Here is a 19,937-nt window from a genome sequence, read left to right on the forward strand (position 1 = left end):
CCGTTCCCTCCCTATCGCCGGCTGAAATCGCCGGAGGCGAGAATCAGCGCCACGCCCTCGGCCGCACTTTCAGCCTTGGGCACAGCCCATGTCAGTTCCGCCGATTGCGTGCCGCCAAAGGCCGAGACCAGCATGTCGCGCGGGTCCGGCAATTCATCCAGCAGCAGGCGGGGTATGCGCAGCGACCAGTTGATACGCGCGGCCAAGGTTTGCGATGCGATCCAGGCGTCGGCCTCTTCCGGCCAACCGTCGGGACCCTTGGGTCGCCCCCAGGGCTGGCCCATCGCCTCGACCGGGCCCCAGGCAATACGACGAAAAACCGGCAGGTCAAGCCGGGCGATCTGTTCGCCACGCATACCCAGTGCGCGCAGGCCCGCCACGCAAAAGTCGAAGGGCTGGCGCACCTTGCGCCGCAGTTCGGTGGCCAGATCGGGATGGCTGACAAGCACGCGATATACCTGCGCCAGATCACCGCCACTATCGCGCCAGACTGCAGCCATAGACCCGACCAGATCCTCGGAGGGTTGGTCCGAAACAAAATGCACCGCCAGTTTGCGCGACAGATGCAGCGCCGTTTCGGGACGACGGGAGATATCGCGAAAGACTGCGCGGATATCGTCCAGCCCGCCGCGCCTCCTGCCGCCATAGCTCTGTCCCAGCACCGTCTCGGACCCCGGCTCGGCCCAAAGCGGCCTGTATGCGAACCCCTGATTATGGGAAAAACTAAGCCCGGTCAGCAATTTGGCCAGCTCCCGGACGTCGTGCTGGTCATAGTCGGCATCAACGCCCAGCGAATGCAGCTCCAGCGCCTCGCGGGCGAGGTTCTCGTTCAGCCCGAAATTGCGCTCGGGCCGCTTCTTGGCAAAAGGCGAATTCGGTCCGCGGCTGGAAATCTGGTCCAGATAGATCAGCATCATCGGATGGGTATCGGCGGCAAAGAACATATCTTCGAACCGACCGTTCACATGGGGACGGATCGCCTCGTCCACGAAAGCCATGGCCAGGCCGTTGTGGACTTTGTTGACCGCGCGAATGGTGAAGTGGTCGCTCCAGAACTGCACGAGTCTTTCGCCAAACCCGATGGGATCGTCCAACGCACGGATAACCCGGCGGCGCAGATCCTCGACGGGCAGGATGCCGAGTTGCCGCGCGGCCTCCTGTGTCTCGGGCGGTTCGGGCAGCTTGTCGCGCCGGGCCCGACGACCTTCGTTGAACAGCCTGGCAAGATCGCTGGCCCGTTCGGTCGTCATCGCACCGGCGTCCGGACCGGCGCCGGCGGGGCCGGCCAGCACAGTCCTGACATCGGCGGGCGGAGACATCCGCGGCGACAGACCAAAGCCCAGACGGATTGCCGCTAGTTCGGGAAATCCAAAGCTCATGCAATCATCCTTGCAAGGGAAATCGCCCCATAGGCAAGGTTATGGCATGGACCGGGAATAAGGTCAGTTCACGCTTTCTTCAGCATGCGGCGCCGCGGCAAGACCCTGCCGATGCGCCGCTGCAAAAGGTCACTCGCGGGGCAGAACCCGCAGGCGCAATTCCCGCAACTGTTCGTTGGTGGGCTCACTGGGGGCGCCCATCATCAGGTCTTCGGCGCGTTGGTTCATCGGGAACATGATGACTTCGCGGATGTTTACCTCGTCGGCCAACAGCATGACGATGCGGTCGATTCCAGCCGCACAGCCACCGTGCGGCGGCGCGCCATACCGGAACGCCTTGACCATGCCGCCAAAGCGCTTTTCGACCTCGTCCCGGCCATAGCCGGCCAATTCGAAGGCCCGGAACATGATCTCGGGACGGTGGTTGCGGATCGCACCCGATACGAGCTCATAGCCGTTGCAAGCCAGGTCGTATTGATAGCCTTTCACCGCCAGCGGATCGCCGTCCAGCGCATCAAGCCCGCCCTGCGGCATCGAGAAGGGGTTGTGGCTGAAGTCGATCCGGTCGTCCTCGCCCTTCTCATACATCGGGAAGTCGACGATCCAGGCGAATTTGAACTGGTTTTCGTCGACCAAGCCCAATTCGCGGCCGATCTCGTTGCGGGCTCGGCCAGCAACGGCCTCGAAACTTTCGGGGCGGCCGCCAAGGAAAAAGGCCGCGTCGCCCTCGCCCAAGCCCAGTTGGGCACGGATCGCCTCGGTTTTCTCGGGGCCAAGCGCCTTGGCGATGGGTCCGGCCGCCTCGGTCGAGCCGTCCTCGGCCTTGCGCCAGAAGATATAACCCATCCCCGGAAGGCCCTGCTGCTGGGCGAATGCGTTCATGCGGTCGGCGAACTTGCGCGAGCCGCCACCCGGCGCGGGAATGGCGCGAACCTCGGTGCCGTCCTGCTCCAGAAGCTTCGCGAAGATCGCAAAGCCCGAGCCACGGAAATGTTCGCTGATCACCTGCATCTCGATAGGGTTGCGCAGGTCGGGCTTGTCAGAGCCGTATTTCAGCATCGCCTCGGCATAGGGGATGCGCGGCCAGTTCGGATCGACGCGGCGTCCCCCGCCGAACTCTTCGAACAGGCCCTGAATGACCGGCTGGATTGCGGCAAAGATGTCCTCTTGCTCGACAAAGGACATCTCCATGTCGAGCTGGTAGAAATCGGTGGGCGAGCGGTCGGCGCGCGGGTCTTCGTCGCGGAAACAGGGCGCGATCTGGAAATACTTGTCAAAGCCCGCGACCATGATCAGCTGCTTGAACTGCTGCGGGGCCTGCGGCAGGGCATAGAACTTGCCCGGATGCAGGCGCGAGGGCACCAGAAAGTCACGCGCGCCTTCGGGCGAGCTGGCGGTGATGATCGGGGTCTGGAACTCGGTAAAGCCCTGATTCCACATCGCATCACGCAGCCATTTCACCACGCGCGAACGCAGCATGATATTGCCGTGCAGGCTGTCGCGGCGCAGGTCGAGGAAACGATAGGTCAGGCGGGTTTCCTCGGGGTAATCCTGATCGCCGAAGACCGGCAGGGGCAGATCGTCCGACGGGCCAAGCACTTCCATTGCGGTGGCGTAGATTTCGATCTCGCCGGTCGGCAGCTTGGGGTTCACCAGCGAGGCGTCGCGCAGCTTTACCCGGCCGTCGATGCGGATCACGGTTTCGGCACGCAGCTTTTCCAGCGCCGCGAAAGCAGGCGAGTCGCTGTCGGCGATCACCTGAGTAATGCCGTAATGGTCGCGAAGGTCGATGAACAGAACGCCGCCGTGATCCCTGACCCGGTGGACCCAGCCGGACAAACGGACCTCGGTTCCGGCGGCAGCGGCGGTCAGTTCGCCGCAGGTATGGCTGCGATAGGCGCTCATCATTTTTCCCCTTGCGTATCGGCCCCGCATGAACCGCGCCGCGCGGGCGAAGTCAAGCAATCAGAACGGCCGCACCACATTGCCGGTATAGAAATAAGCGCCCATACCGACCGCAAACAGCACGTTCCCCGCCACCGCATGCAGGACCCAGGCCGAGGGGAAGCCGCGTTTGACATAGGCGCGGGCAAAGACCCAGCCGCCGACAAAGGTCAGGATCGCCACGATCCACGACCAATACATCAGATGCGCAAAGGAAAACACCGCGGCGTTCAGCGCGATCGCTCCGCGCCCGGGCGGCAGCAACGCGCCGTAGCGATGAAAGAACAAGGGGCGAAAGATCAGCTCTTGCGGCAAGGCCGAAAGGATGGGGTAGAATACCCAGATCACCAACAGAAACTCGGGGCGTTGCCGCACGATCTGGAAAATCGAGTTCGGGCTGCTGAACCACAGGATCGCCAACCCCGACAGCAGGGTGGCAAGCGCAATGGCAGCGATCTCGCGCCATGGCAGCAGGCTCCAGCCATGCACCAGACTATGCCAGCGAAAGCCACCGGTGCGCCACAGCAGACCCAGCCCCGCCAGGCTGAAGACCGCCAACGCCTCGAACAGAAGGTGGCCCGGCAGGAACAACGCCATGACCAGCGGCGCCCCCACATAGAGCGCCGCGAATTCGGCCCAAAGCAGGCCGCGCGCTATTGCAGCCTCTGGCTGAGCCATGCCCGCCACTGCGCGGGCGAACCCGCAAAGACGTTCAGATCCACATTGCCGCCGATCCCCGGAACGACGCCGGTCCCGGTATATTGCCAAAAGGTGTAACGCTGGCCGGGATAGACGATCCGGGGGTGACCTGCGACCGAGCGCAGCCAGAACTCCTCGGGCCAGGAACCAAGGTTGTTGTCGCGATAGAAATCGACCGTGGTGTAGATGATCGGGCGCTGACCATAGTGCTGCTGCAGGATATCCTTGAATATCTTGGCCTCGCGCAGCACCTCATGGCTGGGCGGGCGATGCGGACAGGTCTTGGAGGCGGTCCATTCCAGATCCAGCACCGGCGGCATGGCGCCGCGTTCCTTGGGCACGTTGGCGATGAACCATGCCGCCTGCTGCGCACCCGAGCGGCAGAAGTAGAAATAGTGATAGGCCCCGCGCGGGATGCGTGCCTGCGCCGCCTCGCGCCAGTAGCGGCGGAAATTCGGATCAGCATGGTCGCCGCCCTCGGTCGCCTTGATAAAGGCAAAGCTGACCCCGGAGGTGCGCACCCGGTTCCAGTCGATGTCCCCCTGCCAGCGCGAGATGTCGATGCCATGCACCGGATGATCATAGGGATGCCCGCCGACCCACGGGTGCGGCGCGCTGTCGCCGAATTGCGGACCGCTGCCCTGCCCCGCCATCACCGCCCGCCCGCCGGAAGGCCCCCGCCCGCAGGCGGCCAGCGCAACCAGCGCCAGAACCGTCAAAATCTTACCCAGGAGTTTCATCTGTGCCCTCTGCCCCGCGCCATGCTGCGCGCTCTTGCCTTGACGCCTGTCGTCGGCGCTTTGACCCCTTATCGCAAAGGTGCGGGGCTGTGTCACGATGGCGTGACAGTCACGAGTTTGTCAGCGGCAACCAAGGCGCGCCGATCAGGGGCGCAGGATTTTTCCGACGGTTCTGTGTTGAGGGCGACCATATAGCCGATATCGCTGATACGCCGCCTGCCAACCGAAGCTGGCCGGCGGAGCCACCATGCTTATGCGGCAAATCTGGTTGCGGGCGATTTCATCCCGACCTGACGCCGAAATCAGCCCGCCTCTGGCACCAGCTTGCCGGGATTCAGCACGCCCTCAGGGTCCAGCGCCTGTTTGATCGCCGCCATGACCTCGATGGCCGCGCCGTGTTGGGCAGGCATCAAGGGACGTTTGCCTATGCCCACGCCATGCTCGCCGGTGATGGTGCCGCCGACGGCCAGCGCGCGTTCAGCCATGCGCACCGCCACCCGTTTGGCAGCGGCCAGTTCGGCCTCATCGCCCGGCATCACCAGAATCTGCGCGTGGAAGTTGCCATCGCCGACATGACCCACGATGGGGCCAAGCAGCCCCTCGGCACGAATATCCTCGGCCGCGGCAGCCACGGCGGCGGGCAGGTGCGACATCGGCACGCAGACATCCGTCACCACTGCCGTCGCCCCCGGCCGCAAGGCAAGACACGAGCGATAGGCGTTGTGCCGCATTTTCCACAGCGCGGCGCGCGTCTCGGGCGTGGTGGCCCAGTCAAAGCCGGTGCCGCCGAATTCGGCCGCCAGCGCGCCGAACCCCTCGGCATCGCCCTTGACCGAGGCGGGCGAGCCGTTGAACTCGACCATCAGGTGCGGGCCTTCGTGCATCTGCGTCCCCGAGGCGCGGTTGAAGGCGCGCACAACGTCGGCATCGATGAACTCGATCCGCGCCATCGGGATGCCGGACTGGATCGTGGCGGTCACGCATTCCACCGCCTGTTCCAACGTCGGAAAGCCGCAAACGGCCGCGGCGACTTCTTCCGGCTGGCCGTGCAGGCGCAGAGTCAATTCCGTAATGATGCCCAAGGTGCCTTCTGATCCGATGAACAGCGCGGTCAGGTCATAGCCGGCGCTGGACTTCGCGGCGCGTGTGCCGGTGCGGATCACGCGGCCGTCAGCCAAAACCACCTCCAGCGCCAGCACGTTGTCGCGCATGGTGCCGTAGCGAACGGCGGTGGTGCCGGACGCCCGGGTCGCCGCCATGCCACCCAGCGAGGCATTCGCGCCCGGATCGACCGGAAAGAACAGACCCGTCGTGCGCAGTTCGGTATTCAGCGCCTCGCGCGTGCAGCCGGGTTGGACGCTGACCTGCATGTCCTCGGCCCGGATCTCCAGCACGCGGTCCATCTTGCTCAGGTCGATGACCAGCCCACCCTGCGGGGCAAGCGCCTGCCCCTCCAGCGAGGTGCCGGTGCCCCAGCCGATCATCGGCACGCGATAGGCGTGGCAGATGGCAGCAATTTTCGACACTTCTTCGGTCGAAACCGGCCAGGCGACCGCATCGGGCGGCGGAGCGCGGTGAAAGGTTTCGGACTGACCGTGCAGGTCGCGGTCGGCACCGCTGGTCGAGAAACGCGCGCCCAGAAGCGCGCCTAGCGCCTCAAGGGCCGGGGCTGGAATCGGCATGGGACATCTCCTGCTTTCGGTCTTGGCGGTTGATAATCCCGCCGCCGGTGCAAGGGCAAGCCGGGCTCAGGCTTTCTTGCCCAGCATGCCCTTGACCGCGCCGATGGCAGGCGAGACGACGTAATGCGCCACCGGAATCAGGATCATGCCCCAGACCACCCCGAAGATGCCGTCGAAGAAGGCCGTGGTGACCCAGCCTGCAAAGCCCGGCGTGGCGGGCAGGGCTTGCGCTGCGGCCCCGGCCATGTCGCGAATCCATTCATAGGGCTGGTGCTGGCCCAACTCGTGCATCCCGTGGATGACGATCTGGCCGCCGACCCAGATCATCGCCGCGGTGCCCACGATGGTCAGCAGCTTCATGAAGCCGGGCATGACATGCACGATGCCGCGACCCAGGGGCGCCAGCGCGCCGCCGCTTTCATTCAGGTGCAGGCCAAAGTCGTCCGCCTTCACGATCAGCGCGACAAAGCCATAGACCGCGACGGTGATGCCCACGGCCACCACGGCAAGAATAATCGCCTTCATCCAGATCGCATCGCCGACGGGAATCGTGGCCAGCGCGATGGTCATGATCTCGGCCGAAAGGATGAAATCGGTCTTGATTGCGCCGCGGACCCGTTCCTCTTCCAGCCCGGCCGCACCCTCCTGTGTCAGCTTCAGCTTCGGCTCATTCACCTTGTGATGGCTCAGCGCGTGCAGCAGCTTCTCGGCCCCTTCGAAACACAGGTAAGAGCCGCCGATCATCAAAAGCGGCGTGATAAGACTTGGCGCAAAGGCCGACAGGATCAGCGCCACGGGCAGCAGGATCACCAGTTTGTTGAACATCGAGCCGCGCGCGATCTTCAGAACGATCGGCACCTCTCGTGCGGCCGAGAAACCGTGGACGTATTTCGGCGTCACTGCAGCGTCGTCAATCACCGCGCCCGCAGCCTTGGCCCCGGCCTTGGCCGCCTGTCCCGCCACGTCGTCGATGGATGCCGCCGCGATCTTGGCAATCCCCGCCACGTCATCCAGCAGCGCCAGCAATCCGCTCATACTCGTTTCCTGTCCCGATGTTCCAATCCGGCAGCTTTAGGGCGCACCGTGTCCTTGCGCAATTCGCAGCCCGGCCCCCGGGTTCCACCGCCCTGCCCGACTTGCACCCGCCCGGGGAATCATTCATCAAGCAAGGGACAATCGAAAGGGCCGCCCATGCTGGATCAGAACGCCAAACCGACCGAAGAGATCGACCTGCGCGAGGTCTTTGGTCTAGACAGCGACATGAAGGTCAAGGGCTTTGCCGAAAAATCGGACCGCGTGCCCGACATTGACCAAACCTACAAGTTCGATCCTGATACGACTTTGGCGATTCTGGCGGGTTTCGCCTATAACCGCCGCGTCATGATCCAAGGCTATCACGGCACCGGGAAATCCACCCATATCGAACAGATCGCCGCGCGCCTGAACTGGCCCTGCGTGCGAGTGAACCTGGACAGCCATGTCAGCCGTATCGACCTGATCGGCAAGGACGCGATCAAGCTGGTGGACGGCAAGCAGGTGACGGTATTCCACGAAGGCATCCTGCCCTGGGCGCTGCGCAATCCGACCGCAATCGTCTTCGACGAATACGACGCCGGCCGCGCCGACGTGATGTTCGTGATCCAGCGCGTGCTGGAGGCCGACGGCAAGCTGACGCTGCTGGACCAGAACGAGGTCATCACCCCGAACCCCTATTTCCGCCTGTTCGCGACGGCAAACACGGTGGGTCTGGGCGATACCACGGGCCTTTACCACGGCACGCAGCAGATCAACCAAGGCCAGATGGACCGCTGGTCGCTTGTCTCGACGCTGAACTACCTGAGCCATGACGCCGAGGCGGCCATCGTGCTGGCCAAGAACCCGACCTACAACACCGAGAAGGGCCGCAAGATCATCAACCAGATGGTGACGCTGGCCGACCTGACCCGGACCGCCTTCATGCAGGGCGACCTGTCCACCGTCATGAGCCCGCGCACGGTGATCGCCTGGGCGCAGAACGCGCGCATCTTCGGCGACAACGTCGGCTACGCCTTCCGGCTGACCTTCCTGAACAAATGCGACGAACTGGAGCGCCAGACGGTAGCCGAGTTCTACCAACGCCTGTTCGACGAGGAACTGCCCGAAAGCGCGGCGGTCAAGGCGGGGTGATGGGGCGACTCGTCAGAACAATGTAATGAGGGCCAGATTCAACAGCATTTATGTCCATATCGGGGACATGAAAGCGGGCTCGACATCGTTGCAGCGCTTCCTGCGTTCGGGCAGCTTCCGCGGAATGAATCTGGATGTGGTTTATCCGGGTCGAGCAGAAAACCACAGCCGAGTGGCAAAGGCGCTTCGGGGCAGGCCGGATGGCGGGATCATGACGCAGATCCTGCGTGCGCAACTGGCGCTTGCCCCTCGTGCCTCAGTCTGCGTGCTTTCGGATGAGCATTTTTCGGTCCTGCGGCCCGAGGTGATGAGGCAATTCGTCAATACGGTGCTGCAGCCCTTTGCAAGTCGGGTATATCTGGTTCACTACGTCAGACCGCATCATGCACGGATGAAGTCGGTCTATGCCGAGGTGGTCAAAATCGGCGCGGATCTTAGACGGTTTCAGGATTTCGTGCAGCAAAGCACAAAACGCGGACGCTTTCTGAAAAGCGCCGCCATCGACGCATGGCGGCAGCAGTTCGGCGACGCCTATATCCCACGCCCCCTGATCCGCGAACATCTGGCCGGAGGGGATGTCGTGACCGATTTCCTGTCCATCTGCACCGAGAACACCGTTACCGTGCCCCGGACTCCCGCGGAAAACCGAAGCCTCGATCCAACCGGCCTTGCCGAGGTGCAAAGAATTCACCGCAACATTCGGGACCGGAGTGCGTCGCTCCGCCTCGCAGTCGGATACGAGTTCGACCGCCTCTATCGCAAGCATGCCGCGCAAGCCTCCGATGGTTTGAAACTGGCTCTCTCGCCCCGGAATATTGCCGGTTTCGAACGCCGATACCGCCAGGATGCAATCGGCATGGACCAAAGGCTGGGCCTTGCCGTGCACGGGTTTGCCGATGCCCTTACCCATGATATGCAGGGTGCGACGGCGGGCGTCACGGATCCGTTCGAATTGACCGCCACCCCTACGGCCGCTGCTGCCGCTGCCGCCAGCAAGGGGGTCGAGCCTTGGCTGCACCTGCCATTGCCGGATCGCGCGATCGGTAGCACACTGTCCCGCTACACCCGGTTTAGAAGGTGACCCGCCCATGAAAAAATCCGACAACCCCGCCGATCCCTTCAAGAAGGCCCTGACCGAGGCCACCCGAGCGCTGGCCGAGGATCATGAACTGAATGTGACCTTCACCGCCGATCCCTCGGGCGTGGCGGGGGATACCATGCGCCTGCCGCAGGTCAGCCGCCGCCTGACCCGCGACGAGGTTCTGCTGGCGCGTGGCACCGCCGACGCCCTGGCGATGAAATTGCGCCACCACGACGCCGCGACCCATGCGAAATATGTTCCCGCAGGGCCGATGGCGCGCGATCTTTACGAAGCGATGGAAACCGCGCGTTGCGAGGCGTTGGGCGCGCGCGACATGCCCGGCGCGCTGTCGAATATCGACGCCAAGCTGGGACAAGAAGCCGAACGCAAGGGCTATGGCCAGATCAAGGCCCCTGCCGATGCGCCATTGGCCGTCGCCGCGGGCTATATCGTGCGGCAGGCGGCGACGGGCCGTGCCCTGCCGCCCCCTGCCCAGCATGTCGCCGATCTGTGGCGGCCCTTTGTCGAGGAACAGGCCGGCGCCGATCTAGAAGAGGTCGGTCAGGTGATCGCCGATCAGGCCGCCTTTGCCCGGCTGGCCCGCAAGGTGATCGCCGATCTGGGCTATGGCGACCAGTTGGGCGAGGACCCGGACGAGCCGCAAGAGGACGAGGCCGACGAGAACGCCGAACAGGAAGAAGAAGCCGGCGACAACCAGTCCCGCGACCAGAACGAGGACGAGGACGCCGAGGCCAGCCCCGAACGCACGCAGGACCAGACGCAGGACGAACGTCAGGCGCAGGTCAGCATGGACGACCAGTCGGACGAGGAAATGGCCGACGAGGCCGAGATGTCCGAGGCCGAGACCCCTCCCGACCTGCCGCCGCAAGTCAGCGAGGCAAGCCCCGAATATCGCGTCTATACCCAGGAATTCGACGAGGAAATCAAGGCCGAGGATCTGGCCGACCCGGCGGAACTGGAACGGCTGCGCGCCTATCTGGACAAGCAGCTTGAACCTCTGCGCGGCGCGGTCTCGCGGCTGGCGAACAAGCTGCAGCGGCGCTTGCAAGCACAACAGAACCGCAGTTGGGAATTCGACAAGGAAGAGGGCGTGCTGGACGCCGGTCGCCTTGCCCGCGTGGTGGCCAACCCCACGACGCCTTTGTCGTTCAAGGTCGAAAAGGATACCGAGTTCCGCGATACCGTGGTCACGCTGCTGCTGGACAACTCCGGTTCGATGCGCGGACGGCCGATCAGCATTGCCGCGATCTGCGCCGATGTGCTGGCCCGCACGCTGGAACGGTCGCAGGTGAAGGTGGAAATCCTTGGCTTTACCACCCGTGCCTGGAAAGGCGGCCAAAGCCGCGAGCAATGGCTTGCCGCCGGCCGGCCCGCGCATCCGGGACGGCTGAACGACCTGCGCCATATCATCTACAAGGCCGCCGATGCGCCCTGGCGGCGGGTGCGGCCGAACCTGGGCCTGATGATGAAAGAAGGGTTGCTGAAAGAAAACATCGACGGCGAGGCCTTGGAATGGGCACATCGGCGGCTGACCCGCCGGGCCGAGGCGCGCCGGATCCTGATGGTGATTTCCGACGGGGCCCCGGTGGACGATTCCTCGCTTTCCGTGAACCCTGCGAATTTTCTGGAAAAGCACCTGCGCGACGTGATCGCGATGATCGAGCGCAAGAAGCAGGTCGAACTGCTGGCCATCGGCATCGGTCATGACGTGACCCGCTATTACGAACGCGCCGTAACGATCACCGATGCCGAACAGCTCGCCGGCGCCATGACCGAGCAACTGGCGGCGTTGTTCGAGGCCGACCCCAGAAAGCGTGCCCGTGCCATGAACATGCGACGGGTGGGATAAGCCTGTTTTTTCCGACTGCTTGATTTCGCGGCCCGGTCCATGCGAACAATTTCGCTGAGCCGGGCTGTTGCTGTCCCGCTGGCCAAGGGGCTTTTCAAGGGGATTTTTAGGTGCTGAAGATCGGTTTTTTCGTCCCCGAGTTTCCCGGCCAAACCCATATTTTCCTGTGGCGAGAGCGTCAGGCGCTGGCCGAACTGGGAATCGAGGCCGAACCGATCTCGACCCGCCCGCCGCCGCGCGCCGTCGCCTCGCATAGCTGGGCGGCCGAGGCGCAGGCCCGGACCCGCTATTTGCTGCCGCTGAATGGCGAAGGGCTGGGGATCATTGCCGAGTTCCTGCGCTCGGGTCCTGTGGGTTGGGCGCGCGGCCTGGGCGCGGCGCTGACAGCCCAGACGGATGGCGGGATCAAGGGCCGGCTGCGGATGCTGGGTCTGCTGGCGATGGGCGCGCGGCTGAAGCGCATCGCGCGCCAGCAGGAATGGGATCATATCCACGTCCATAGCTGCGCCGACAGCGCCAATATCGCGATGCTGGCTGAAAGGCTGGGCGGACCGGGCTATAGCCTGACCCTGCATGGCCCCACGTTGGAGGGTTACGGTCCGAACCAGCGCCAGAAATGGCGCCATGCGCGTTTCGCCACCATCATCTCGCAACTGCTGACGCAAGTGGCCGAGCGCGAGATCGGCGACGACCGTCCGGCCGTCGTCAATATCGCGCCGATGGGCGTGGATCTGGATCAGATCAAACGGCAGACCCCATGGCAGCCCCCTGCCCCGGGCGAGCCGCTGCGCATCTTTACCTGCGGTCGGCTGAATGCGGTCAAAGGACATGACCACTTGATCGCCACGGTCGAAATGCTGCGCACCCAAGGCATCGACGCGCGTCTGGAAATCGCCGGCGAGGACGAACAGGGCGGCTCGGGCTATCACCGTCATCTCGACGCGCTGATCGCGGAAAAGCGATTGGATGACGCGGTCAGGCTGCTGGGCGCGGTCAGCGAGGCCCGGGTTCGCGGGGGGCTGGAGCGCGCCCATGTCTTTGCGCTGGCCAGCCTTAACGAGGGCATATCAGTCGCGATCATGGAGGCGATGGCGATGGAAATGCCGGTCGTCGTCACCGATGTCGGCGGCAATCACGAATTGATAACCTCGGGCCGCGACGCCATCCTTGTACCGCCCGAACGACCCGGGATCATGGCCGAGGTAATCGCCCGGCTCTACGCGGATCCTGACGAGGCACGGCGGCTGGCTCAGGCATCGCGCGCCCGTGTCGCCGCCGATTTCCACCACCGCCGCAGTGCCGAGGCCGTGGCCGACGGGCTGGTCCGCACCGTGCCCGGCGCGCGCGCAGCCCTGCACCGCACCTGATCCGATAACCAAGAACCCCGAGGCGAGCATGTTCCAGACCTACGACAGCCATTCCGATCCCGCAGCCCATCCGCCCCGGCTGGCCGAATTGCGCCGCGAGCTGGCCACGCGTCGACTTGACGGTTTCCTGATCCCGCGTGCCGACGCGCATCAGGGCGAGTATGTCGCCGCCCGCGACGCGCGGCTGGCCTGGCTGACAGGCTTTACCGGCAGCGCCGGGTTCTGCATCGTCACGCCGGACCGCGCCGGAGTGTTCATCGACGGCCGCTATCGTGTGCAGGTCAAGGCCGAGGTGGAACCCGCGCATTTCACCCCCGTCCCCTGGCCCGAGACCAAGCCCGCCGACTGGCTGCGCGAAGCCCTGCCCGAAGGCGGGCGTATCGGCTATGACCCCTGGCTGCACACCCGGCACGAAATCCGCGAGATGGAAAAAGGCCTGGCCGGTTCAGGCATCGCCCTGATCGCGGTCGCGGCGAACCCCGTCGATGCGATCTGGACCGACCAGCCCGAGGCTCCGGTCGGTATCGTGCGGCTTTGGCCCGACGAGATCGCAGGCGAAACCGCCGCAGAAAAGCGAGCCCGCATCGCGGGCATGCTGCGCGCAGCCGGGCAGCAGGCTGCCGTGCTGTCCCTGCCCGACTCGGTCTCATGGCTGTTGAACATCCGCGGCGCGGACGTGCCCAAAAACCCGGTGGTGCAAGCCTTTGCCATCATCGAGGAAAACGGCCATGTCGCGATCTTCACCAACCCGGCCAAGTTCCCGGCCGAGGTGCGCAGCGCGCTTGGCAATGAGGTCGCGGTGCTGCCTCTGGACGCCCTGACCCCGGCCTTGACCAACCTTGCCGGCCCGGTGCGCATCGACCCCGCCACCGCACCCGATCAGGTGTTTTCATTGGTCGAAAGCATGAAAACACCGATTATCGAGGCGCAGGACCCGGTTATCCTGCCCAAAGCCTGCAAGAACGCCGCCGAGATCGCCGGCATGCGCGCCGCCCATCTGCAGGACGGCGCGGCGGTGACAGAACTGCTGTGCTGGCTCGACGCGCGCGCGCCGCAACTGGACGCCGAACCGCTGACCGAGATCGACGTGGCGAAAAAGCTGGAGGAACTGCGGCGCGCCCGCGGCATTCTGGATATCAGCTTCGACACCATCTCGGCCACCGGGCCACATGCCGCGATCCCACATTATCATGTCAGCGAGGCAAGCAACCTGCGCATCCTGCCCGACCATGTCCTGTTGGTGGATTCGGGGGGGCAATACGGCAATGGCACCACCGACATCACCCGCACCATGCCGATGGGGCCTTGCGACAGCGCGGTGCGGCGGCCCTATACCCGGGTGCTTCAAGGCATGATCGCGCTGTCGCAGGTGCAGTTCCCGCGCGGCCTTGCCGGCTGTCATCTGGACGCACTGGCGCGCGCGCCGCTGTGGTCCGAGGGCATGGATTACGATCATGGCACCGGACATGGCGTGGGCGCGGGCCTGTCGGTTCATGAAGGCCCCGTGCGGATTTCCCGCATCTCGGAGATCGCCTTGCAGCCCGGCATGATCCTGTCGAACGAGCCCGGCTATTACCGCGAGGGCGAGTTCGGCATCCGCATCGAGAACCTGATCGTGGTCGAGGCCAAGGGCAGTCCCGACGGGCGCGAGATGCTGGGCTTTGGCACGCTGACGCTGGCCCCGATCGACCGCCGGCTGATCCAGCCCGGCTTGCTGACGCCCGCCGAGATCGCCTGGCTGGACGCCTATCACCAGCGGGTCTGGGACGAGATCTCGCCGCTGGTCGAAGGCGAGGCGCGCGATTGGCTGTTCCTGGCGACGCGGCCCCTGGAAGGCTAGCGCCTGAAACCGTGCGGTCGTGCCGGAGGGCACGGTCGCATGGGTATTTGGGCAACGAAGAAATCGAAAGCTCGGGACGCCCGGAGGTGGCCGGGCGGGTGGGTTCGGTCCTTGGTTATTCTTGGGGGTGGCGGCGGCGCCACGCCAGCGAACTGAGAAACGCCATGCCGATGAAACAGGCACCCAAGAGACCCGTGACAACCTCGGGGATGGGGCGCAGCGTCTGCACGAACATCAGGACCGACAGCACGAAGATCGACCAGAAGGCGCCGTGCTCGAGATAGCGGAAGGCGGCGAGCGTGCCGCGCTCGACCAGCATCACGGTCATGGAGCGGACATACATGGCGCCGATGCCAAGGCCGATGGCGATCAGGAACAGGTTCTGGGTCAGGGCGAATGCCCCGATCACCCCGTCGAAGCTGAATGATGCGTCCAGCACTTCGAGATAGAGAAAGGCGCCGAAGCCGCCGCGCGCCATATCGGCGTGGCTGGGCTGCCCTCCCCAGCGATCCAGCACATGGCCGAGCATATCCACCAAGAGATAGGTGATGACCCCCCAGATCGCGGCGATGATAAAGGTATGTTCCTTTTCCATCGGCAATTGTCCCACGATCACCAACATGCAGATCAGCACGAAGCCGACCTCCATGCCGCGGATCTCGCCCAGCTTGCGCAAGGCGGCCTCGACCCCCTTGATCCAGTCCACGTCCTTGGCCTCGTCAAAGAAATAATTCAGCGCCACCAGCATCAGGAACGATCCGCCGAAAGCGGCGATGGGCAGATGCGCTTCGTGGATGATGCGCGAGTATTCCTGTGGCTGGGTTGCGGCCAGACGTATGGCCTCCCACGGGGCGAGATGGGCGGCGATAACGACGACCATCAGCGGAAAGATCACCCGCATGCCGAAGACCGCGATCAGGATGCCCCAGGTCAGAAAACGGCGCTGCCATTTCGGCGTCATCTGCTTGAGCTTGTTGGCATTGACGATGGCATTGTCGAAGGAAAGCGAGATTTCCAGCACCGCAAGGATGGCGGCGATCAGGAAAAAGGCCAGCGCCCCTGCCCCGGTGCCGCTGTATTCCCAGCCCAGAAAAGCGGCAAGCGCCAGCCCCATTCCGGTAGTGATGAAGGGCCAGGTCATGTAGCTGAAGGTGGATCTCATATCGTTCCCTTCCTGCGGCGCGTGCCTTTCGGTCTTAGGCCCTGCCGGAATGCCCGGCAAGGCGGGGGTTTTCCAGCGCCCCCCTTGGGCAGGAGGTTTGCGAAACCTTCAGGCCCGGACCAACACGGCCAGATCGGCGACATTGGTGCCCGTGGCACCGGTCACCACCAGCGCGCTGCCCGCCGCCAGCGCCGGAGTGGAATCGTTTCTCGCCAAAGCCGCCACTGGGTCGATACCGCCTGCACGAATCGCATCCGGAGTGCCGGGGCCAACCAGCCCGCCCGCCGCCTCGCCCGGACCATCGCGCCCATCGCTGCCGACAGCGGCAAAAGCCCAGTCGAAAGCCACCGGCTGCGCCTCGGCCAGCAGCGCCAGACGCAGCGCCAGTTCCTGATTGCGACCGCCCATGCCATCGCCGGTCAGTTTCACCGTCGTCTCACCGCCAAAGGCCAGCGCCTGACCGGGCTGCAGGTCGGCAGCCAGTGCCCAGATCGCTTCGGCGCAGTCCTGCACGTCGCCCTCCAGCGGGATCGGCGCGGGATCGGCCCCGTCCGCAACCATGGCGACGACCGAGATCGCGTTGGAACCGACGAGAATGTTTTTCGTCTTTGGCAAGGCCCGGTCATCTTCGGGACGCGTCAGTGCCGAGCGCGCCGCATCCGGCATCTTGTCCCAGATACCCAGCGATTTTGCCAGTTCGGCCGCCTGCGCCCGCGTGCTGACCGGCGCCACCGTGGGCCCCGAGGCGATCACGCGCAGGTCGTCTCCGGGCACGTCGGACAAGATCAGCGCCGCAACCGGTGCCCGCGACAGGCGCAGCCAGCCGCCGCCCTTGAGCTGCGACAGCCCTTGCCGGATCAGGTTCACCTGCGAAATATCCGCGCCCGAGGCCAGAAGCAGCCGGTTCACCGCCTGTTTGTCGGCGAGGTCCATACCTTCGGCCGGGGCTGGCAACATGGCCGAGCCGCCGCCCGAAATCAGCGCCAGAACCCGGTCCGGCGGTCCGGCGGCGGTAAGCCGGGCGATCACCTCGCGCGCAGCGGTCGCGCCCTCTTCATCAGGCTGGGGATGGCCCGCGCGCATCACCTGCGCCCCTGCCAGGGGCGCATCATTCCCGGCATTGGTCACCACCAGCGCCTCGGCATCAGGCAGGGCGGCCAGCGCCGCCTTGGCCATGGCGCGGGCAGCCTTGCCAAGCGCAATGATCTGCCAGCGCCCACCCTGCCCCGGCGGATCGGCCAGCACCTCGGCCATGCCGCGCGCCACCGCCGCACCCGGATCGGCGGCACCGATGCCCACGCGGATCAGCGCCATGGCGCGATCAGCCGGCGACATCAGTTCACCCGGTCGGGCAACGCATGGCCCTCGGCAAAGGCGATCAGGTTGTTCATTGCCCGCATGGCCATGGCGGTGCGCACCTCTTCTGCGGCAGTGCCCAGATGGGGCAACAGGGTTACGTTCTCCATGGCGCAAAGCTCGGGCGCCACCTTCGGCTCGAATTCATAGACGTCCAGGCCTGCCCCCGCGATCCGTCCCCGAGCCAGCGCCTCGACCAATGCCGCCTCTTCGACTACGTCGCCCCGGGCGATATTGACCAGATATGAACGCGGCCCCAGCCGCTCCAGCTCACGCGCACCGATCATGTGCCGGGTCTCGGCCCCGCCGGGTACGGCAACGACGACGAAATCCGACTGCACCAGCAACTCGTCCAGATCAGCGACCTGCCGAGCCGGGAAATCCAGCGATGAAACCACCGAGCGGTTATGGAACAGCACGTCCATGCCAAAGCCATAATGGCAGCGCCGGGCAATGGCCTTGCCGATGCGGCCCATGCCGATGATGCCGACAGTACAGCCCGCGACATGGCGGCCCAGCAGTTGCGTCGGTTCCCATCCGTTCCACTCGCCGCGGCGCAAAAGCCGCTCTCCCTCGCCCGCGCGGCGGGCGGTCATCAAGATCAGGGTCAGGGCAATATCGGCGGTTGCCTCGGTCACGGCGTCCGGCGTGTTGGTCACGGCCACGCCCGCCGCCGCCGCCGCCGCCACGTCAATATGGTTGTAGCCCGCGCCAAAATTGGCCAGCAGCTTGCAACGTGGCTGGCCGTCAAACGCTTCGGCGGTGAACCGGTCGCCCAGCGTCGGCAGGATCGCGTCGTAGTCGGCCAAGGCCTGCGCGGCTTCTTCGACGCTGAGCCCGTCCTTGCGATCCAGTATCTCGGTCTCGAACCGGGCCGACAGCGCATGTTCCGCCGCCTGCGTCATGCGGCGCGTCACCAAAAGCTTCATCAATACATCCTCCCCCCGACGGGCACCTCATGGCCGGGACCGATCAGCACGACCTCTCCCTCTGCGTCCGGCAGGCCCAGCACCAGAACCTCGGACATGAAAGGGCCGATCTGGCGCGGCGGGAAATTCACCACCGCCAGCACCTGCCGGCCGATCAACTCGTCAGGCACATAATGCCGGGTGATCTGGGCCGAGCTTTTGCGCTCGCCGATCTCGGGTCCGAAATCCAGCCACAGCTTGAACGCCGGACGCCGCGCCTGCGGGAAGGGCTCGGCGCGCGTAATGCGGCCCACCCGGATATCGACCTTCTCGAAATCCGCCCAAGAAATCTGCCCCCTCATCGTCCCAGCTCCCGCCCCCGTTCTGCGGCGGCGGCGATGGTGCGACGCATCAGGGGCGGCAACCCGCCATGCGGATCCATCAGGATCTTCAGCCCCGCCGCCGTGGTGCCGCCGGGCGAGGTCACGGCCTCGCGCAACTTCGCCGGGTCCTCATCCGCATGCACGGCCAGCGCGCCGGCGCCGGCCACGGTGGCCCGCGCCAATTCCAGCGCCAGCGCCGGCGACAAGCCCTCGGCCTCGCCAGCCGCCGCCATGGCCTCGATCATGTGAAAGACATAGGCAGGCCCCGATCCAGACAAGGCGGTCACCGCATCCATCTGCGCCTCGCTGTCCAGGGTCACGACACGGCCCACAGCGGACATAAGCGCCCGGGCCAGCGTCGTCTCGGCCTCGCCAGCCTTGGCATTGCCGACGATGGCAGTGATGCCCTGACCGATGGCGGCCGGCGTATTCGGCATGGCCCGCACGATCGGCGCGGCTGGAAAAGCCTGTTCATAAGCCGCCAGCGTCACGCCCGCGGCGACCGAAACCACCAGCGTCGAAGCCCCCACCGTAAGCCGTGGCAGCACATCCGCCATCATCTGCGGCTTGACCGCGATCACCAGAACCGCCGGATCGGCCGGCAATTCTCCGTTGATTGAAATACCCAAATCCGACAGATCGGCCCGAGGGTTAGGGTCGATCACATGCACGGCATCCGCCGCCAGCCCCTGCTTCAGCCAGCCTTGCAGCAACGCGCCGCCCATCCGGCCGCAGCCGATCAGCACGAGACCGCGCCCGTTCAATGCAGAAAGTTCCATGCCCCCCCCAATTGGCCGCGCCGCCCGGGCGGCGTTCAGGCCCTTCCGTAGGCCTCGGACATGGCGATGTCCATAGCGGCCGCGGGCGAGGCATCGCCCCAGCAGGCCAGTTGGAAACATGGATAAAATCGCTCGCAGGCCAGAATGGCATTGCCGATCATCTGGTCGATCTGCTCGGGGCTGGCGATGGCGTCGCCGGATAGCACCAGCCCGTAACGCCAGACCATCAGCTTTTGCGGCCCCCAGAAGGTGAAACCGCCATCCCAGACCTGATCGTTGGCAAGGTTCAGCACCTCGTAAAGCGCCGGCAGCTTCTCGGTCGGAGGGTCCATGTCGAAGGTGCAGATCAATCGCAGAACCTCCTCGCGCGGCGACCATGCCAGCGTGATCGAATAGGTGCGCCACTGCCCCTCGACGGCCATGGCGATCTGATCCTCGGCCAGACGGTCGAAGTCCCATTCGTGATACGTGGCGACTGTCTCGACCACGTCGATGGGATGAATGTCATCGCTATGGATAAAGTCCAGCTGTGCCATGTCCTGTCCCCCTGCCTGTCTGAGAGCGGGGCAAGGTAAAACCCC

At 65.0% G+C, this 19,937-nt stretch carries 17 protein-coding genes; 5 read left to right on the plus strand and 12 right to left on the minus strand.

Annotation, left to right across the window (positions count from 1 at the left end; translation table 11 throughout):
* Positions 1-11 precede the first annotated feature (11 nt).
* From JWJ88_RS08125 to JWJ88_RS08150, 6 genes are all read right to left on the minus strand, one after another.
* Complete coding sequence (locus tag JWJ88_RS08125; protein ID WP_205293609.1) at positions 12-1,379, minus strand: DUF1800 domain-containing protein; 1,368 nt, start codon at positions 1,377-1,379, stop codon at positions 12-14.
* Positions 1,380-1,508: 129 nt separating this feature from the next.
* Positions 1,509-3,284 carry an aspartate--tRNA ligase gene (gene aspS, locus JWJ88_RS08130; RefSeq protein WP_205293610.1) on the minus strand — a complete coding sequence of 592 codons (1,776 nt, stop codon included), beginning with the start codon at positions 3,282-3,284 and terminating at the stop codon, positions 1,509-1,511.
* A 60-nt stretch (positions 3,285-3,344) separates the two neighbouring features.
* Positions 3,345-4,001, minus strand: coding sequence for a CPBP family glutamic-type intramembrane protease (locus JWJ88_RS08135; RefSeq protein ID WP_205293611.1), 657 nt, complete (start codon positions 3,999-4,001; stop codon positions 3,345-3,347).
* Positions 3,977-4,762, minus strand: a complete 786-nt coding sequence (locus tag JWJ88_RS08140) for a glycoside hydrolase family 25 protein (protein ID WP_205293612.1) — start codon at positions 4,760-4,762, stop codon at positions 3,977-3,979. Before JWJ88_RS08140 ends, JWJ88_RS08135 begins: the two co-directional genes overlap by 25 nt.
* Positions 4,763-5,064: 302 nt before the next feature.
* Entirely contained in the window at positions 5,065-6,444 is a 1,380-nt protein-coding gene (locus JWJ88_RS08145; protein WP_205293613.1) for an FAD-binding oxidoreductase, read from the minus strand.
* A gap of 66 nt (positions 6,445-6,510) precedes the next feature.
* Positions 6,511-7,479, minus strand: coding sequence for a DUF808 domain-containing protein (locus tag JWJ88_RS08150; protein ID WP_205293614.1), 969 nt, complete (start codon positions 7,477-7,479; stop codon positions 6,511-6,513).
* Positions 7,480-7,635: 156 nt separating this feature from the next.
* On the opposite strand from JWJ88_RS08150, the gene cobS reads away from it, so the two are divergent.
* The 5 genes from cobS (at position 7,636) to JWJ88_RS08175 (ending at position 14,768) form a co-directional block, all read left to right on the plus strand.
* Positions 7,636-8,610 carry a cobaltochelatase subunit CobS gene (gene cobS, locus JWJ88_RS08155; RefSeq protein WP_205293615.1) on the plus strand — a complete coding sequence of 325 codons (975 nt, stop codon included), beginning with the start codon at positions 7,636-7,638 and terminating at the stop codon, positions 8,608-8,610.
* Between the two features lie 211 nt (positions 8,611-8,821).
* Complete coding sequence (locus JWJ88_RS08160; RefSeq protein ID WP_205293616.1) at positions 8,822-9,691, plus strand: hypothetical protein; 870 nt, start codon at positions 8,822-8,824, stop codon at positions 9,689-9,691.
* Between the two features lie 7 nt (positions 9,692-9,698).
* Complete coding sequence (gene cobT / locus JWJ88_RS08165) at positions 9,699-11,561, plus strand: cobaltochelatase subunit CobT (protein ID WP_205293617.1); 1,863 nt, start codon at positions 9,699-9,701, stop codon at positions 11,559-11,561.
* 110 nt (positions 11,562-11,671) lie between these two features.
* Positions 11,672-12,928 (plus strand): exopolysaccharide biosynthesis GT4 family glycosyltransferase EpsE, encoded by a 1,257-nt coding sequence (gene epsE, locus JWJ88_RS08170; protein WP_205293618.1) that lies wholly within the window; start codon positions 11,672-11,674, stop codon positions 12,926-12,928.
* A gap of 28 nt (positions 12,929-12,956) precedes the next feature.
* Positions 12,957-14,768, plus strand: coding sequence for an aminopeptidase P family protein (locus JWJ88_RS08175; RefSeq protein WP_205293619.1), 1,812 nt, complete (start codon positions 12,957-12,959; stop codon positions 14,766-14,768).
* Between the two features lie 115 nt (positions 14,769-14,883).
* Here the strand turns inward: JWJ88_RS08175 and JWJ88_RS08180 are convergent, their stop codons facing one another.
* From JWJ88_RS08180 to JWJ88_RS08205, 6 genes are all read right to left on the minus strand, one after another.
* A complete protein-coding gene (locus tag JWJ88_RS08180; protein ID WP_205293620.1) occupies positions 14,884-15,930 on the minus strand; it encodes a DUF475 domain-containing protein in 1,047 nt (348 codons plus the stop codon).
* A gap of 108 nt (positions 15,931-16,038) precedes the next feature.
* Complete coding sequence (locus JWJ88_RS08185) at positions 16,039-17,265, minus strand: glycerate kinase type-2 family protein (RefSeq protein ID WP_205293621.1); 1,227 nt, start codon at positions 17,263-17,265, stop codon at positions 16,039-16,041.
* Positions 17,265-18,215, minus strand: a complete 951-nt coding sequence (locus JWJ88_RS08190) for a 2-hydroxyacid dehydrogenase (RefSeq protein ID WP_205293622.1) — start codon at positions 18,213-18,215, stop codon at positions 17,265-17,267. The genes JWJ88_RS08185 and JWJ88_RS08190 overlap by 1 nt, the downstream gene beginning before the upstream one ends.
* Complete coding sequence (locus JWJ88_RS08195; RefSeq protein ID WP_205293623.1) at positions 18,215-18,556, minus strand: tRNA-binding protein; 342 nt, start codon at positions 18,554-18,556, stop codon at positions 18,215-18,217. Before JWJ88_RS08195 ends, JWJ88_RS08190 begins: the two co-directional genes overlap by 1 nt.
* Positions 18,553-19,356: a pyrroline-5-carboxylate reductase gene (gene proC, locus JWJ88_RS08200; RefSeq protein ID WP_205293624.1), complete on the minus strand. Its 804-nt coding sequence runs from the start codon at positions 19,354-19,356 to the stop codon at positions 18,553-18,555. Before proC ends, JWJ88_RS08195 begins: the two co-directional genes overlap by 4 nt.
* 35 nt (positions 19,357-19,391) lie before the next feature.
* Complete coding sequence (locus JWJ88_RS08205) at positions 19,392-19,892, minus strand: type III secretion system chaperone family protein (protein WP_205293625.1); 501 nt, start codon at positions 19,890-19,892, stop codon at positions 19,392-19,394.
* Positions 19,893-19,937 lie beyond the last annotated feature (45 nt).

The sequence above is a fragment of the Paracoccus methylovorus genome (assembly GCF_016919705.1).
GTDB classification, from domain to species: domain Bacteria; phylum Pseudomonadota; class Alphaproteobacteria; order Rhodobacterales; family Rhodobacteraceae; genus Paracoccus; species Paracoccus methylovorus.

What these genes read in the sequence shown, in the direction of transcription:
- JWJ88_RS08125 (WP_205293609.1), bottom strand. Translation starts at nt 1,379, where the DNA reads ATGAGCTTTGGATTTCCCGAACTAGCGGCAATCCGTCTGGGCTTTGGT.
- aspS (WP_205293610.1), bottom strand. Translation starts at nt 3,284, where the DNA reads ATGAGCGCCTATCGCAGCCATACCTGCGGCGAACTGACCGCCGCTGCC.
- JWJ88_RS08135 (WP_205293611.1), bottom strand. Translation starts at nt 4,001, where the DNA reads ATGGCTCAGCCAGAGGCTGCAATAGCGCGCGGCCTGCTTTGGGCCGAA.
- JWJ88_RS08140 (WP_205293612.1), bottom strand. Translation starts at nt 4,762, where the DNA reads ATGAAACTCCTGGGTAAGATTTTGACGGTTCTGGCGCTGGTTGCGCTG.
- JWJ88_RS08145 (WP_205293613.1), bottom strand. Translation starts at nt 6,444, where the DNA reads ATGCCGATTCCAGCCCCGGCCCTTGAGGCGCTAGGCGCGCTTCTGGGC.
- JWJ88_RS08150 (WP_205293614.1), bottom strand. Translation starts at nt 7,479, where the DNA reads ATGAGCGGATTGCTGGCGCTGCTGGATGACGTGGCGGGGATTGCCAAG.
- cobS (WP_205293615.1), top strand. Translation starts at nt 7,636, where the DNA reads ATGCTGGATCAGAACGCCAAACCGACCGAAGAGATCGACCTGCGCGAG.
- JWJ88_RS08160 (WP_205293616.1), top strand. Translation starts at nt 8,822, where the DNA reads ATGACGCAGATCCTGCGTGCGCAACTGGCGCTTGCCCCTCGTGCCTCA.
- cobT (WP_205293617.1), top strand. Translation starts at nt 9,699, where the DNA reads ATGAAAAAATCCGACAACCCCGCCGATCCCTTCAAGAAGGCCCTGACC.
- JWJ88_RS08175 (WP_205293619.1), top strand. Translation starts at nt 12,957, where the DNA reads ATGTTCCAGACCTACGACAGCCATTCCGATCCCGCAGCCCATCCGCCC.
- JWJ88_RS08180 (WP_205293620.1), bottom strand. Translation starts at nt 15,930, where the DNA reads ATGAGATCCACCTTCAGCTACATGACCTGGCCCTTCATCACTACCGGA.
- JWJ88_RS08185 (WP_205293621.1), bottom strand. Translation starts at nt 17,265, where the DNA reads ATGTCGCCGGCTGATCGCGCCATGGCGCTGATCCGCGTGGGCATCGGT.
- JWJ88_RS08190 (WP_205293622.1), bottom strand. Translation starts at nt 18,215, where the DNA reads ATGAAGCTTTTGGTGACGCGCCGCATGACGCAGGCGGCGGAACATGCG.
- JWJ88_RS08195 (WP_205293623.1), bottom strand. Translation starts at nt 18,556, where the DNA reads ATGAGGGGGCAGATTTCTTGGGCGGATTTCGAGAAGGTCGATATCCGG.
- proC (WP_205293624.1), bottom strand. Translation starts at nt 19,356, where the DNA reads ATGGAACTTTCTGCATTGAACGGGCGCGGTCTCGTGCTGATCGGCTGC.
- JWJ88_RS08205 (WP_205293625.1), bottom strand. Translation starts at nt 19,892, where the DNA reads ATGGCACAGCTGGACTTTATCCATAGCGATGACATTCATCCCATCGAC.